At 71.3% G+C, this 14,827-nt stretch carries 13 protein-coding genes; 8 read left to right on the forward strand and 5 right to left on the reverse strand.

The window, feature by feature from the left end; all coding sequences use genetic code 11:
• Positions 1-117 precede the first annotated feature (117 nt).
• Complete coding sequence (locus tag GT755_RS40945; RefSeq protein ID WP_328794170.1) at positions 118-3,423, forward strand: S8 family serine peptidase; 3,306 nt, start codon at positions 118-120, stop codon at positions 3,421-3,423.
• 49 nt (positions 3,424-3,472) lie between these two features.
• Here the strand turns inward: GT755_RS40945 and GT755_RS05225 are convergent, their stop codons facing one another.
• Entirely contained in the window at positions 3,473-3,901 is a 429-nt protein-coding gene (locus GT755_RS05225) for a CBS domain-containing protein (RefSeq protein WP_081898175.1), read from the reverse strand.
• Positions 3,902-4,035: 134 nt separating this feature from the next.
• Between GT755_RS05225 and GT755_RS05230 the strand changes: the two genes are divergently transcribed.
• The gene (locus tag GT755_RS05230) at positions 4,036-5,361 is read left to right on the forward strand and encodes an aminopeptidase P family protein (RefSeq protein WP_161478516.1); all 1,326 of its coding nucleotides are present in this window, start codon (positions 4,036-4,038) and stop codon (positions 5,359-5,361) included.
• On the opposite strand, the gene GT755_RS40440 is transcribed toward GT755_RS05230, so the two are convergent.
• Positions 5,355-6,023 (reverse strand): L,D-transpeptidase family protein, encoded by a 669-nt coding sequence (locus GT755_RS40440; protein ID WP_161478517.1) that lies wholly within the window; start codon positions 6,021-6,023, stop codon positions 5,355-5,357. The genes GT755_RS05230 and GT755_RS40440 overlap by 7 nt on opposite strands.
• 84 nt (positions 6,024-6,107) lie before the next feature.
• Between GT755_RS40440 and GT755_RS05240 the strand changes: the two genes are divergently transcribed.
• A complete protein-coding gene (locus tag GT755_RS05240; RefSeq protein ID WP_161478518.1) occupies positions 6,108-6,746 on the forward strand; it encodes a 4'-phosphopantetheinyl transferase family protein in 639 nt (212 codons plus the stop codon).
• On the opposite strand, the gene GT755_RS05245 is transcribed toward GT755_RS05240, so the two are convergent.
• Positions 6,743-7,681 carry a cation diffusion facilitator family transporter gene (locus GT755_RS05245; RefSeq protein WP_202609585.1) on the reverse strand — a complete coding sequence of 313 codons (939 nt, stop codon included), beginning with the start codon at positions 7,679-7,681 and terminating at the stop codon, positions 6,743-6,745. The two genes, GT755_RS05240 and GT755_RS05245, sit on opposite strands and share 4 nt — an antisense overlap.
• A 60-nt stretch (positions 7,682-7,741) precedes the next feature.
• Between GT755_RS05245 and GT755_RS05250 the strand changes: the two genes are divergently transcribed.
• The 5 genes from GT755_RS05250 to GT755_RS05270 all read left to right on the forward strand — a co-directional run bounded on the left by GT755_RS05250 (position 7,742) and on the right by GT755_RS05270 (position 12,857).
• Positions 7,742-8,197 carry a MarR family winged helix-turn-helix transcriptional regulator gene (locus tag GT755_RS05250; protein WP_161478520.1) on the forward strand — a complete coding sequence of 152 codons (456 nt, stop codon included), beginning with the start codon at positions 7,742-7,744 and terminating at the stop codon, positions 8,195-8,197.
• Positions 8,198-8,222: 25 nt separating this feature from the next.
• A complete protein-coding gene (locus tag GT755_RS05255) occupies positions 8,223-8,861 on the forward strand; it encodes an LppX_LprAFG lipoprotein (protein WP_161478521.1) in 639 nt (212 codons plus the stop codon).
• Positions 8,862-8,922: 61 nt separating this feature from the next.
• Complete coding sequence (locus GT755_RS05260) at positions 8,923-10,413, forward strand: MFS transporter (protein ID WP_328794171.1); 1,491 nt, start codon at positions 8,923-8,925, stop codon at positions 10,411-10,413.
• Between the two features lie 147 nt (positions 10,414-10,560).
• Positions 10,561-11,013 (forward strand): DUF6220 domain-containing protein, encoded by a 453-nt coding sequence (locus GT755_RS05265; RefSeq protein WP_161478522.1) that lies wholly within the window; start codon positions 10,561-10,563, stop codon positions 11,011-11,013.
• Positions 11,010-12,857: a multicopper oxidase family protein gene (locus GT755_RS05270; protein WP_161478523.1), complete on the forward strand. Its 1,848-nt coding sequence runs from the start codon at positions 11,010-11,012 to the stop codon at positions 12,855-12,857. Before GT755_RS05265 ends, GT755_RS05270 begins: the two co-directional genes overlap by 4 nt.
• On the opposite strand, the gene GT755_RS05275 is transcribed toward GT755_RS05270, so the two are convergent.
• On the reverse strand, positions 12,854-13,501 hold the full coding sequence (locus GT755_RS05275) for a response regulator transcription factor (protein ID WP_161478524.1): 648 nt from the start codon (positions 13,499-13,501) through the stop codon (positions 12,854-12,856). The two genes, GT755_RS05270 and GT755_RS05275, sit on opposite strands and share 4 nt — an antisense overlap.
• Positions 13,492-14,739, reverse strand: coding sequence for a sensor histidine kinase (locus tag GT755_RS05280; RefSeq protein WP_161478525.1), 1,248 nt, complete (start codon positions 14,737-14,739; stop codon positions 13,492-13,494). The genes GT755_RS05275 and GT755_RS05280 overlap by 10 nt, the downstream gene beginning before the upstream one ends.
• Positions 14,740-14,827 lie beyond the last annotated feature (88 nt).

The raw sequence follows: 14,827 nt of genomic DNA on the forward strand, positions 1-14,827 counted from the left end.
TAGGCGGCGGAAAACCCTCTGGTTAGACTCCGGGGCAGGTTAGACCGTTCCAAAGACGACGCTCGGGGGAGCGGTCGACCTCCCCTGCGCGGCTCCGCAGCCCCCATGGGAGGTTACGTGTCAAAGAAGTCACGGTTAGCCGCCGTAGCCGCAGGACTGAGCCTGGTCATATCCGCCTCACCCCCCGCGAGCGCGAGCCCCTCTCCCCCGCCGAGCGCCAAGCTCACCGCCACCCCGCTGACCAACCCCGAACGGGTCACCGGAGCCAAGTCGGCCACGGGCCGGCTCGCCGAGAGCGACCAGGCGTTGATCCGGTCGCGGTCGTCCACGCCCGTGAACGTCGTGGTCAAGCTCGACTACGACGCGCTGGCCGCCTACGAGGGCGGGGTCGAAGGGCTGGCGGGCACCTCCCCCTCGGTCACCGGCAAGGCGCTCGACCTGCGCAGCACGGCCGCGAAGAACTATCTCAAGCACATCGAGGGCGTCGAGAACACCTTCCTCGCCGAACTGCCCAAGCGGGTGGGGGGCGCGAAGGTCGGGCAGCGGCTGCGCACCGTCTACGGCGGGGTCGCGCTGACCGTCCCGGCGAACAAGGCCGCCGAACTGCTGAAGATCAAGGGGGTGGCGGCCGTCCAGGAGGACAAGCTGGTGCAGCCGCTGACCGACTCCAGCCCGGCCTTCATCGGCGCGCCGACCGTCTACTCGAAGCTGGGCGGGGCGCCGAACTCCGGCAAGGGAGTCGTCGTCGGGATCCTCGACTCCGGCGCGTGGCCCGAGCATCCGCAGTTCGCCGCCACCGCCAACGTTCCGGCGCCGCCTGCCAAGGCCGACGGCACGGCCCGGACCTGCGACTTCGGCGACAACCCGCTCACTCCGGCCGCCGACGTGTTCACGTGCAACAACAAGCTGATCTCGGGGCAGCCGTTCCTCGACACCTACAACGCCGTCGTCGGCGACGAGGTCTATGGCGACAGCGCCCGCGACTCCAACGGGCACGGCACGCACACCGCGACGACCTCGGCCGGCGCGCCGGTGGCCGACGCGAACCCGCTGGGCATCTCGCGCGGGCCCGTCCACGGCGTCGCCCCGGCCGCGCACGTGGCGGTCTACAAGGTGTGCGGGGCCGAGGGCTGTTACCAGTCCGACTCGGCGCAGGCCGTGGCGCAGGCGGTCCTCGACGGGGTGCGGGTGATCAACTTCTCGATCAGCGGGGGCGCCGATCCGTACAGCGACCCTGTTGAGCTGGCCTTCCTCGACGCCTACGCGGCGGGGGTGTTCGTGGCGGCCTCCGCCGGGAACGCCGGGCCCGGGGCGGCGACCGCCGACCACCTGAGCCCGTGGGTGACGACCGTGGCGGCCTCGACGCAGACGCGCACGTACCAGTCGACGATCTCGTTGTCGGGCGGGACCACCCTGAAGGGCGCGAGCGTGACCGAGGGGGTGCCCGCGAACCTGCCGGTGGTGCTGGCGTCGGCGCCGCCGTACAGTGACGCTCTCTGCCTCACCCCGGCGCCTCCCGGGCTCTTCACCGGGAAGATCGTGGCCTGCCAGCGCGGGCCGAACCGGGTGCTGAAGGGCTTCTCGGTACGTCAGGGCGGCGCCGCCGGGATGATCCTCTACAACGCCGAGCCGCTCGACGTGATGACCGACAACCACTGGTTGCCGACCGTGCACGTCGACAAGCCGGCCTCCGACCAGCTGCTCGCGTGGAAGGCCGCCAACCCGGCCGGCACCGCGTCGTTCACCCGGGGCGCGAAGACCACCTGGCAGGGTGACGTGATCACCACGTTCTCCTCGCGCGGGCCGGGCGGCGACTTCCTGAAGCCCGACGTGACCGCGCCGGGGCTGCACATCCTGGCCGGTACGACCCCCACTCCCGAGTCCCCGCTCGAAGGGCCGCCCGGCAACCTCTACATGTCGATCGCGGGCACCTCGATGTCCTCGCCGCACGTCGCCGGCGCGGCGGCGCTGCTGTTCGCCCTCCATCCGGCGTGGACGCCCGGCCAGGTCAAGACCGCGTTGGAGACGACGGCCAAGACGAGCGTCACCAAGCAGAACGGCACCACCCCGGCCGACGCGTTCGACATGGGCGGCGGCCGCATCGACTTGAGCAGGGCGGGCGACGCCGCGCTGACCCTCGACGAGTCGGCGGAGAACTTCGCCGCCTCGGCGGCCGACCCGCTGAACCGGATCGACCTGAACCTGCCGTCGGTGAACGCCCCCACGATGCCGGGCCTCATCACCGCCAAGCGCACCTTCACCAACGTCACCGGCAAGAGCCTCACCTACACGGCCACCGGCACGACCGTGAGCGGCGCGTCCATCGTGGTCGTCCCGCCGCTGTTCACGGTCAAGCCGGGGAAGACGCAGACCGTCCAGATCGTGATCGCCGCCCCCGACCTGCCCGACGGGCAGTACTTCGGCCAGGTCGACCTCAAGCAGGTCGGCGGGGGCCTCCGGCAGCACCTGCCGGTGGCGTTCGTGCGCGGCGAGGGCGCCGTGCCGGTCGAGCAGACCTGCACTCCGGCGTCGATCCCGCGTGACACCGGCGAGTCGACCTGCACGGTGACCGTCCGCAACGACACGCTCGACGACACCGAGGTCACCGCGCTGAGCACGCTGAACTCGCGGCTGCGGCTCAACGCGGTCACCGGGGCCACGAAGGTCGGCACCCAGATCGCGACGGCCAGGAAGACGCTGGCGGGCCGCGCGCCCGACGCCCCGGCGATCGCCGCCGGCGGGCTGTTCGGCTACCTCCCGCTCGACGCGTTCGGCATCACACCGGTCCCGATCGGCGACGAGGAGGCGCTCGACTTCACCGTGCCGGCCTTCCGCTTCTCCGGCCGGACCTTCACCCGCCTGGGCATCACGTCCAACGGCTACCTGGTGGCGGGGGGCACCGAGGGCGCGGAGGACGTCGCCTTCGTGCCGCAGGACCTGCCCGACGCCGACCGGCCGAACGCGGTGCTGGCGCCGTTCTGGACCGACCTCGACGGCACCGGCGCGCCGGGCGTCTACGTGGCGACGCTGACCGACGGCGTCGCGAGCTGGATCGTCGTCGAGTGGCGGGTCAACCTGTTCGGCACCGGCGACCTGAAGACGTTCCAGTCGTGGATCGGGGTCGACGGGCCGGAGGACGTCACCTTCGCCTACCCTTCGCCCATCGCCTACCCGGGCGACGCCTACGGGCTGACGATCGGCGCGGAGAACACCGAGGGCACCCGGGGCGGCCGGGTCCCGGCGGGCACCGGCGCGGCCTCCGACTACCGGGTGACCAGCACGCCGGGCGCGCCCGGCGAGTCGCTGACCTACACCCTGAAGGTCAAGGGCGTGTCGGCGGGTGAGGGCACGGTCACCACGGCGACCTCCACCGAGAAGGTGAAGGGGGTGACCGTCGAGGTCGACCGGATCACCGTCCAGTAGACACGGCGACGGCCCGGCGGGAGTGCCGCCGGGCCGTTGTCCCAGGAGGTCAGCCGTGCAGATAGCCCACGAGGTGGGCGCGCTCGGTCTCCAGCTCCTCGATCGCGCTCTTGACGACGTCGCCGATGCTGACGATGCCGATGAGGCGGCCGTCCTGGACGACCGGGACGTGCCGGAATCGGTGCACGGTCATGGTCTTGCGTAGTTCGTCAACGTTCTCGTCGGGGCCGCAGGTGCGCACCTCGACGGTCATGATGCTGGAGACGGGCTCGGCGAGCACCGCTCCGCCTCGCATGTGCAGGTGCCGGACGATGTCCCGCTCCGACACGATGCCCGTGATCGCCTGGCCGTCGGCGGAGACGACCACGGCGCCGATGTTGTGCTCGGCCAGCAGGCTGAGCAGGTCGGTCACTGTGGCATCCGGGGGAACGGTCACCACGTGGGCGCCCTTTCCCTGCACGATCGTCCCGATGAGCAATCGACACCACCCTTCTGCTTGTCTCCCCAGGCAACAACCTGTGGTGACGCTCCGTCAAGAGCAGGGCCGGATTTTTCACATTCGCCGAAATGACTCTTAATGTGCTGGTGGAATGTGAAATACCATGCGTCGTCATGACGACCGAGAACACCGGTTCCCATGACCTCCCGATCACGCCGGAGCTGGCGGCCTTCATGACGACGGGCTGGGCCGACACGCGGCACGACGATCTGCCGCAGCTGCCCGTGGCGGCGTACACGCGGAAGAGGCGGGCCAGGCTGGCCCAGCGGTTCCCGGGTGAGCGGCTGGTGATCCCGGCCGGCGACCTGAAGGTCCGCAGCAACGACAGCGACTACCGGTTCCGGGCGCACAGCGCCTACGCCTACCTGACCGGCGCGCACGAGCCCGCCGACGTGCTGGTGATCGAGCCGTCCGGGGAGGCCGTGCTCTACCTGCGGCCCCGCTCGCCCCGGTCGCAGGGCGAGGAGTTCTACCGCGACCGGCGGTTCGGGGAGTTCTGGGTGGGCCGCCGCCCCGATCTCCAGGAGGCCGCCTCCCTGTACGGCCTGGAGACCGCCCACATCGACGACTTCCGCCCCGGCGGGCGGACCCTCGACCAGGACGCCGAGCTCACGTCGCACCTGTCGGAGATGCGGCTGATCAAGGACGAGCACGAGATCGCCGAGCTCCAGCACGCCGTCGACGCGACCACCCTGGGCTTCGAGGACGTCGTGCGCGCCCTCCCCCAGGCTCTCGGGCACCCCCGGGGCGAGCGCTACGTCGAGGGGATCTTCGGCTTGCGGTCGCGACTGGAGGGCAACGCGACCGGCTACGACTCGATCGTCGCCTCGGGCGCGCACGCCTGCGTGCTGCACTGGATCCGCAACGACGGCCCCCTGAACCCCGCCGACCTGCTGCTCCTCGACGCGGGAGTGGAGACCGACGGCCTCTACACCGCCGACGTCACCCGCACCTTCCCGCTGTCGGGCCGGTTCTCACCGATCCAGCGCCAGGTCTACGACCTCGTGTACGAGGCCCAGAACGCCGCCATCGCCACCCTGCGGCCGGGGGCCCGCTTCCGCGACTTCCACCTGGCCGCGATGCGGGTGATCGCCGACGGCCTGGCCGGATGGGGTCTGGAGTCCGACTTCGAGACGGGCCTCTACCGCCGCTACACGTTGTGCAGCAGCGGCCACATGCTGGGCCTGGACGTCCACGACTGCGCCAGGGCCAGGGCCGAGACCTACCTCGACGGCGTGCTCGAAGAGGGCATGGTGCTGACCGTCGAACCCGGCCTCTACCTGCAGCCCGACGACCTGACGCTGCCGCCGGAGCTGCGCGGGATCGGCGTGCGGATCGAGGACGACCTGGTGATCACCGCCGACGGCGCCCGGCTGATGTCCGGCGCGCTCCCCCGCTCGTCGGCCGAGATCGAGACGTGGCTGGAGGGACTTCAGTAGATCCACACCCTCCCGCCGACGGGCAGGCTGCCGCTCTTCCACAACCAGTTCATGGCCTCGTACGACACCCGCACGCACCCGTGCGAGGCCGGCCTCGGCGGGACGTAGGCCGACCCGTGGATGGCGTAGCCGCCGTGGAAGTACTTGGGCCGGTAGAGCTCACCCAGCGGTGACTTCTCCACCTTGTTCACCTGCCGCTGCACGGTGAACACCCCTCGGGGCGTGGTGGCGATCTTGCCACCGCCGTACGGCTTGCCGTTCCCGCCGGAGGTGTTGAAGACCTTCACCACCTTGCCGCCCCTGACGACCATCAGCAGCTGCCGCTGGAGGTCGACCTCGACCAGGTTGCCGCTGGTGCTGCGCGCGACGGGCACCCAGCCCCGGCGGATCCTGCGGTCGACCTCCTCGCTCCAGCGGGCGTTGGTCTTGAGCCCGTTCACCTTCTGGACGGCGAACATCGCCTGCGCCATGTCGGGCCCGTAGTAGCCGTTCCACGGCCCGGTGAAGTAGCCCAGAGCGGACAGCTCCTTCTGCAGCCGCCGGTTGGCCGCACTCGTCGTGCCGGGTTTCGGGACGTCGGCCTGGTAACGGTGCGTGACCTTGTGCGGCCCCCGATCGGCGTGCGCCGCGCCCGCCGGCACCGCGCCCACAATGGCCCCCACCAGCACAACCAGACATTTCGAACGGCTCATTGCTTACCCCCCGTAGTTCACTTGATCGACATATACCTCCAATACGCTGAGGTGATGCGCGCCCCACTGGCCGTCGCCGGTTACACCGACGAAGTCCTGGACGCCGTCGGCGGGACGCTCACCGAGACCGAGCGGGCCCGCGCCGACCGGTTCACACGGGAGCAGGACCGGCTCGACTTCGTGGCCGCCCACCTCCTGGTCCGTTACTGCGCGGCGAAGATCCTCGACATGCGCGCGTGCGTGCTCACCCTCGAACAGCGCTGCGACCGCTGCGGCCGGCCCCACGGCCGCCCCTTCATCACCGAGGCCCCCGAGTTGTCGGTCAGCCTGGCCCACACCGCCGGGTACGTCACCGCCGCCGCGGGGGCGGGCAAGGTCGGCGTGGACGCCGAGCACGCGACCGGCGGGCAGGCCGACGAGAACCTGGTCGCGCTGGCCCTCACGCCGGCCGAGGCGGGGCTGGTCGGGATGGACAACCGGCGGCTCATCCGCCAGTGGGTGCGCAAGGAGGCGCTGGTCAAACGGGGTGAGCTGGCCCTCGACCGGTTACGGGACGCCGATCTGTCGAAGGTGCCGTTCGACGGTCGTGCACACGAATGGGAAGGCCGTCACCTGGTCGAGTGGACCGCCGGGACCGTGATCGCCACCGCGATCTTCGACGAGCCCGGCGAGCTCCAGATCATCGGCGGCTAGAACCGGTCTTCGGCCGAGGAGGTCGGGTCGAGGAACACCTCGCGGATCTCCGGGAAGTCGCCGCGCAGCCGCCGCTCCACCTCGGCCGAGGCCGATTCGAGCGCGGCCCCGGTCGCCTCGTCGACGAAGTCGATGCGTGCCGCGACCAGGATCCGGTTGGGCCCGATGACCACGGTCAGCAGCTCGACCACCCGCTCGACCTCGGGCAGCACCTCCAGGTGGGCCAGGATGCGCCGCTCCAGCCCGGCCGACGCCGACCGGTTCAGCAGCAGACTGGCGTTGGCCCTGATCAGGGTGACCGCCACGAACAGCAGCAGCAGGCCGATCAGGACCGACCCGGCGCCGTCCCACGCGGTGTTCCCGGTGAGCTGGGTCATGCCGAGCCCGCCGAACGCGATCAGGATGCCGGTCAGCGCCGCGGCGTCCTCCAGCACCACGGCCTTCAGCATCGTGTCGGAGGTCCGTCTGAGCAGTGCGAACGGCCGCGTCTGCCACCGCGTGGCCGACGTGCGGAGCTGCCGCAGCCCCTGGAACATCGAGATGCTCTCCAGCCCGAACGAGACCGCGAGCACGACGTAGGAGACGGTGAAGTCGGTCAGCTCCTCGCCGTCGAAGATCGTGTGGAACCCGTGGGTGACGGAGAACCCGGCCCCGACGACGAGGGTGAAGCAGGCGGCGATCAACGCCCAGAGGAACGCGGCGTTGCCGTAGCCGAGGGGATGCCTCCGGTCGGCGGGCCGCTCGCCGCGCTTGATCGCGGTGAACAGCAGCACCTCGGTCACCGTGTCGGCGGCGCTGTGGGCGGCCTCGGACAACATCGACGCCGAGCCGCTCACCAACCCCGCCACCAACTTGGCGACCGCGATGGCGAGATTGGCCCCACCTGCGACGATGACCGTAAGGAGGGAGTCACCGCCGTCGGTTTTGTCGTTCATGTTCGACATCGTGTCATGCTCCCGTGTACGGGGGTGACAGACGATCTTTAGACTGGTGGGATGGCAGACCCCCGCTGGCTGACGGCCGACGAGCAGAGAGCGTGGAGGGCCCATCTGACGGCCCACCGGCTCCTCACCCACCGCCTCGACCGCGAGTTGCAGGAACACGGGCTGTCGTTCAACGACTACGAGATCCTGGTCAACCTGTCGGAGAGCCCCGACCACCGCATGCGGATGAGCGACCTGGCCGACGCGACCGTGCAGTCGCGCAGCCGCCTGTCCCACCAGATCTCCCGCATGGAGCAGGCGGGCCTGGTGACCAGGGAGCTGTGCGAAGACGACCGGCGTGGAACGTTCGCCGTGCTCACCCCTCTGGGCTACCACACGATCGAACGCGTCGCCCCCGACCACGTGGCCGGGGTGCGCGCCCACTTCATCGACCTGCTCAACCCCGAACAGATCCGAGAGGTCGAAGAGATCTACACACCCGTCGTGGCACATCTCCAGGGGAGGTAGCCCCCGGCGGGCTAGCATCCCTGGCGTGAGAAGAATCCTGTGCTTGGCGGCCTTGGTGGCTTTCGTCACGGCCTGCTCCTCCTCGACGACCGAGGGCGGCCTCCCGGCGGCGCCCGACGTCCTGAAGAAGTCGGCGGCGGCCATGGGCGCCGTCAAGACGGTGGCCTTCTCCCTGACGACCGAGGGCAACCCGCCGATCCCCGTGAAGACCGCCGAGGGCGACCTGACCCGCGAGGGCGACGCCAAGGGCAAGCTCCAGATCATGATCGGCGCGCTCCAGGAGCTGGAGTTCGTCCTGGCGGGCGACGCCGTCTACATCAAGGGCCCGACGGGCGGCTTCCAGAAGTCGATGTCCCGCGCCCAGCTGGCGGCGCTCTACGACCCGAGCGCGGTGGTGACGGCGGTCCCGACCCTGCTGTCGTCGGCGAAGGGCGCCACGATCGAGGGCGAGCAGAACGGCATCTACACGCTCAAGGTGACCCTGCCGGGCGAACCCCTGAAGAAGATCGTCCCCGGCGTGACGGGCGACCAGCCGGGCACCCTGATGATCGACAAGGCCACGAGCCGCGTGACGGCCATCGACCTCCCCCTGAACGGCGGCACGGTCAAGGTCGCCCTCACCGACTACGACGCCCCGGTGACGATCGAGGCCCCGGCGGTCTGAGCGCTCGACTCCGGACAATTCGCGCGCGTCTCCGGGCGCGGCAGCCGTTAATCTCGGCGTCGTGGAGTCTGTGGAGGAGGAGTCCCGGGTCGTGACGCCCCGGTCGAACCGGCGTGTCGTTCTCGGGGTCACCGGGGCCGCCGTGCTGCTGGCCGCGCTCGACGCCTATGTCGTGGTCACCGTCCTGGTCGACATCGCGGCGGCGGCGAACGTGCCCGTCAACCGGCTGGAGCGGGTCACCCCCGTGGTCACCGGGTTCCTGCTCGGCTACGTCGCCGCGATGCCCCTGCTCGGGCAGTTCTCCGACCGGTTCGGGCGGCGGGTGGTCATCCAGGCCTGCCTGGCCGGGTTCGCCCTCGGGTCGCTCGTCACCGCGCTGGCCGGCAGCGTCCCGCTGCTCACCGCCGGGCGGGCGGTCCAGGGCATCGCGGGCGGGGCGCTGCTGCCGATCACCATGGCCCTCATCGGCGACCTCTGGGACGCGCGCAGGCGGCCGACCGCCCTGGGCGCGGTGGGGGCGGCGCAGGAGCTCGGGGCGGTCCTGGGACCCCTCTACGGCGCGGGGCTCGCGGTCGTGCAGGTCGGGTTCCTCGACGGGTGGCGCACGATCTTCTGGGGCAACCTCCCGCTGACCGCGCTGGCGGCGGTGGCGGTGCATCGGTACGTCCCGGCCGGGACCCGGACCGCCACCAGGGTCGACGTGCCGGGCGGGGTGCTGCTGGCCCTGGGGCTGGGGCTGCTCGTGGCGGGGCTCTACAACCCCGAGCCCGGCGAGCGGGTGCTGCCCTCGTGGGGAGTGCCGGCCGTGATCGCGGGGGCGGTCGTCCTGGTCGTGTTCGTCGTCTGGGAGCTGCGCACGCGGACGCGCATCCTCGACCTCACCGGCGTCCGCAAACGGCCCGTCTTCGCGACGCTGGCCGTCAGCTTCCTGGCCGGGGCGGCGCTGCTGGTGACGCTGGTCGACGTGCAGCTGGTGGCGCAGACGCTCCTCGGCACCGACGCGACCGGCGGGGCGCTGGTGCTCACCCGGTTCCTGGTCGCGCTCGCCGTCGCCGCGTTCGCGGGGGGCGCGCTGGCGCGCCGGTTCGGCGAACGGCCGGTCACCGTGGCGGGCATGGTCGTGGCGACCGCCGGTTACGTGCTGATCAGCCGGTGGCCGGTCGTGCCGGGCGGGTTGTCGATGGACGTCGACCTCGTCGTCGCCGGGCTCGGCCTGGGGCTGGTCATCGCGCCGGTCAGCTCGGCCGTCCTCACGACCATCCCGGCCGTCCAGCACGGCGTCGCCTCGGCCGCCGTCGTGGTCGCCCGCATGATGGGCATGCTGCTCGGGGTGGCGGCGCTGTCGGCCTACGGGTTCCACCGGTTCCAGACCCTCACCGCCGACCTCGACACCCCCCTGCCGTTCGGAGTGTCGCCCGAGACGTACCAGAGGCAGCTCGAGGTCTACACCCACGCGGTGCAGGCGGCCCTGCACACCGAATACTCCGAGATCTTCCTCATCACGGCGGTGCTCTGCGGCATCGGGGCCGTGGTGGCGCTGGCGATGGAGTAGGGGGATACTCAAGCCACCCCGACAGAGCGGGTCAAGGATCGGAGAAGGCCGCGATCCCGGGCGTTCAGGACGCCGGTCCCATGTGCTCGGGACACCCCTTGGCCCACAGTTGGCGCCAGCGACACCACTCTGTCTGGGGGATCCCTCATGCGTAAGGTCTTCTTCGGCTTCACGGTGATCATGTTCGTCTCCGTGCTCGCCCAGTTCTACTTCGCCACGTTCGGCGCGTTCGAGCGGCCCGCGCCCGCCCTCGGCGCCGAGGACGCCGCGATCATGCCGCACGTCCTCAACGGCACGATGGTGCTCCCGATCCTGTCGATCCTGACCACGATCGTGGCGGCGATCGCCAAGGCCGGTGGCCGGCTCATCCTGCTCTCGATCACGCCCCTGCTGCTGGTCGTCGTGCAGCTGTTCGTGATCTTCGAGCTGGCCGGGCTGGCGGGCGCCGACATGGACAAGACCACCACCGCGAGCCTGGTCGTGCTCGGTTTCCACGCCCTCGACGGCGTGGCGATCCTGTGGGCGTCGGTCGTGCTGATGAAGAAGGCCCGCGACCTCACCAAGGCCGCGGCGCCCGCGCCCCAGGCCGCCGTCGCGTGACCACCGCGCTCGCCGGCGGCCTCGACCAGATCATGGTCGTCGTCGCCGCCGTGGTGTGGGGTGCCGCGGCCGGTTTCGCGTTCGCCGCGTTCCGGCCGCCGCACGACCCGCGTTTCCACCTGGCCGCCCTGGCGCTGAGCGCCGGGGCGGTCGTCGTGAGCGGGGTGCGGGTGGTGCTGACGGTGCGGCTCATGCAGGCGGGGTGGTGGTTCGTCGCCGAGAAGGTGCTGCTGGCCCTGCCCCTGCTGCTCGTCCCGATGGTGTACGCCCTCACGACCACCGTCCCGGCGCTGCTGCGGCGGGAGCGGGACCCGAAGAAGGCCTACCCGCTGATCCTCACCGCCATCGGCGCGATCATCGGGGTGGCCTGCGACGTGATCGTCTCCTACCCCGTGACCGTGTCGTCGGCCCTGGTCGTGATGCTCGTCGGGGGCGGCGCGGCGGCCCTGGCGTGGCGGCTGGTCGCGGGAGGGGGCGGCGACCGGTGGCGGATCGCCGGGTTCGCGGTGGCGCTGACCGGCGTCGTGTGGGCGGTCTCGGGCAGCTTCTCCGGCACGCCGATGCACGCGGGCCACGACACGGCCACCGGTGGTGTCTCCGTGGCCTCGTTGCGCGGCCCCGCCGACCCGGACGCGCGCAGGTACACCCTGACGGCGAAGGCGTCGAGCCTGACCGTCGGCGGCCGGACCGTGCAGACCTGGTCGTTCAACGGCCAGAACCCCGGCCCGACGCTGCGGGTGAGGCAGGGCGAGACGCTGGAGGTGACGCTGCGCAACGAACTGCCCGGCGACCAGGGCGTGACGATCCACTGGCACGGCTACGACCTGCCCGCCGGGGAGGACGGCGTGCCCGGCGTCACCCAGGACGCCGTCAGGCCCGGCGGCGAGCACGTCTACCGTTTCCGGGCCGACGACCCCGGCACGTACTGGTACCACTCCCACCAGAACTCCAGCGTCGCCGTGGCCAAGGGCCTGTTCGGGCTGCTCATCGTGGAACCCGCCGAGGGCGACCACACGGTGGCGGTCCACACGTACGGCAACGTCCCGACCCTCAGCTTCGACGACCGGCCGCCCACCGACCGGCAGGTCACGGCCGTCATCCCGCCCGGCAGCCCGGTCCGGCTGCGGATCGCCGACACCGACAGCACGCCGGTGACCCTGGGCCTGTCGGGCGTGGACTTCCGGCTGCGCTCGGTCGACGCCCGCGACGTCGCCGGCGCCACGACGCTGCGGGACCGGCGGATCAAACTCGCCGCCGGTGGCCGCTACGACCTGGCCTTCACCATGCCCGACGGCCCGGTCATGCTGAGCGTCGACGGCCACCCGGGCCTGGCCCTGAACGGCCAGGCCGCACCCGCGACGGGCGAGCCGCTCGACGTCACCCGCTACGGCACGCTGCCCGAGCTCCGCGAGGAGTTCGACCAGGAGATCGTCTGGGTGCTCGACAAGACCTTCGCCACGGTGGACGGGGTGCCGAGGCTGGCCCACACGGTCAACGGGAAGGGCTACCCGAACATCCCGACCCCGGTCGTGCGCGAGGGCGAACGCGTCAAGATCACGATCGTGAACCGGTCGGGCGACCTGCACCCGATGCATCCCCACGGCCACCACGTCGAGGTCCTGTCCCGCGACGGCCGGGCCGCCAACGGGATGCTCGTCGACACCTTCGACGTCGAACCGGGCGAGGTCTGGGTCGTGGCGCTGACCGCCGACAACCCGGGCCTGTGGATGTCCCACTGCCACGACCTGGCCCACGCGGTCCAGGGCATGGAGTTCCACGTGGCCTACGAGGGCGTCACGACCCCCTACGACATCGGCGGGCCGGCGGGCAACCACCCGGCCTAAGAGCGCAGGAAGGCCAGCACCGCCAGCACGCGGCGGTGCTGGTCGGCGTCGTCGGCGTACAGGCCGAGCTTGGCGAAGATCGAGCGGATGTGCTTCTCCACCGCGCCCTCGCTCACCACCAGGTGCCGCCCGATCGCCGGGTTCGAGCGGCCCTCGGCCATCAGCGCCAGCACCTCGCGCTCCCGGGGCGTCAGCAGGGCCACCGGGTCGTCGCGCCGCCGCCGGACCATGAGCTGCGAGATGACCTGCGGGTCGAAGACGGTGCCGCCGGAGGCGACGCCGCGCAGCCCGGCCATGAACTCCTCGACGTCCACGACACGGTCTTTCAGCAGGTAGCCGACCCCGCCGCGGGCGTCGGCGAGCAGGTCGTCGGCGTAGGAGACCTCGACGTACTGCGACAGGATGAGGACCGGCGCCCCGGGCACCTCCCTGCGGGCCGCCACGGCGGCGCGCAGGCCCTCGTCGGTGAAGGTCGGCGGCATCCGCACGTCGACCACGGACACGTCAGGCCGATGCGCCGCGACGGCGGACACGAGCTCATCGCCCGTCCCCACCGTCGCGACCACCTCACAACCGAACTCTTCGAGGAGGCGTACCAGACCCTCCCGGATGAGCACGGCGTCGTCGGCCACCACTACCCGCACGGAACCTCCGCCACGATCAGGGTCGGTCCCCCGGCGGGGGACTGAACGGACAACTCGCCGTCGACCGCGCGCAGCCGGTCGGCCAGACCGGACAACCCGTGGCCCTTGGCGACATGGGCGCCGCCGACTCCGTCGTCGCCGATGGTCAGCAGCAGCGAGTCGCCCGTGCGGTCGAGCATGACCCGGCACAGGGTGGCCCGGCTGTGCTTGGCGACGTTGGTGAGCGCCTCGGCGGTGACGAAGTAGACGGTGTTCTCGACCAGCGCGGCGAACCGCTCCTCGATCCGGACGTCGAGCTCGACCGGCACGGTGCAGCGGGCCGCCAGCGCCGACAGCGCCGGGTTGAGCCCCCGGTCGGCCAGGATCGGCGGCGCGATCCCCCGCGACAGGGCGCGCAGCTCGTCGAGCGTCTCCCGGGTGGCGGTGATCGCCTGCCCGATCGTCGTCGAGGCGGCCGCGGCGTCGCGCTCCAGCAGCCGCTGGGCCCGCGACAACTCCATCGCCAGGTGGACCAGCCGCTGCTGCGGGCCGTCGTGGATGTCCCGCTCCAGCCGCCGCAGCGCGTCGGCCTCGGCGTGGGCGGCGGCGTGCCGGCCCTCGGTGAGGTCGTCGATGCGGCCCTGCAGCTCGGCCATGCCGCTGAGCAGCGTCCGGCCCAGGTTGGCCTGCAACGTCGCCATGAACCGGATCACCGGGAACAGCACCAGCGTCGCGACGATGCCGAGCGCCGCGTAGAACAGGGTGTTGGACAGGTAGCTCCCGCTGAAGCCGAGCAGCTCGGGCAACTCCTTGTTGCCGGGGATCTGGTTGGTGAACCAGCCCCAGATGGGGTAGGTCACCCCGCCCAGCACCAGCCCCCACATCGCGGTCGTGACGACGAACGTCGCGATCGCGACCGGGAAGGCGATGATCAGGTGCAGCACGTCGAGCCACGACTGGGGCGTCAGCATCGGGTTGACCAGCCGGCGGATCCAGCCCGCGCCCACCGGCGGCGCCGGATAACGCGGACGCTGCACCGGCCGGTCGAGGACCAGCGCGATGCGGCCCCGTTCGAGGTCGCCGAACAGACGGGCGATGAGCAGGGTGACCGCGAGGACGGCCACCCCGACGCCGACGACGACGGTCCCGGCTCCGGCCGAGAGCCCGGCGACCATCAGGCAGAACGCGACCGTCGCCAGGGGGAGGCCCAGCATCAGGTAGCCGGTGTCGGCGGCCAGGCGGCGCAGATGTGTTCTCATGCCCATCAACTTAGAAATCGGCGGCTTTCCTCACGATCCCGCGTACACCCGGCCGATGGTAGGGCTGGCACCACCATCACAGGCGCCT

Source organism: Herbidospora solisilvae (assembly GCF_009901565.1).
Classification (GTDB): domain Bacteria; phylum Actinomycetota; class Actinomycetes; order Streptosporangiales; family Streptosporangiaceae; genus Herbidospora; species Herbidospora solisilvae.

Coding starts and splice junctions, on each gene's coding strand:
- GT755_RS05230 (WP_161478516.1), top strand. CDS start 4,036: ATGACGACCGAGAACACCGGTTCCCATGACCTCCCGATCACGCCGGAG.
- GT755_RS05245 (WP_202609585.1), bottom strand. CDS start 7,681: ATGAACGACAAAACCGACGGCGGTGACTCCCTCCTTACGGTCATCGTC.
- GT755_RS05280 (WP_161478525.1), bottom strand. CDS start 14,739: ATGAGAACACATCTGCGCCGCCTGGCCGCCGACACCGGCTACCTGATG.
- GT755_RS05265 (WP_161478522.1), top strand. CDS start 10,561: ATGCGTAAGGTCTTCTTCGGCTTCACGGTGATCATGTTCGTCTCCGTG.
- GT755_RS05250 (WP_161478520.1), top strand. CDS start 7,742: ATGGCAGACCCCCGCTGGCTGACGGCCGACGAGCAGAGAGCGTGGAGG.
- GT755_RS05240 (WP_161478518.1), top strand. CDS start 6,108: ATGCGCGCCCCACTGGCCGTCGCCGGTTACACCGACGAAGTCCTGGAC.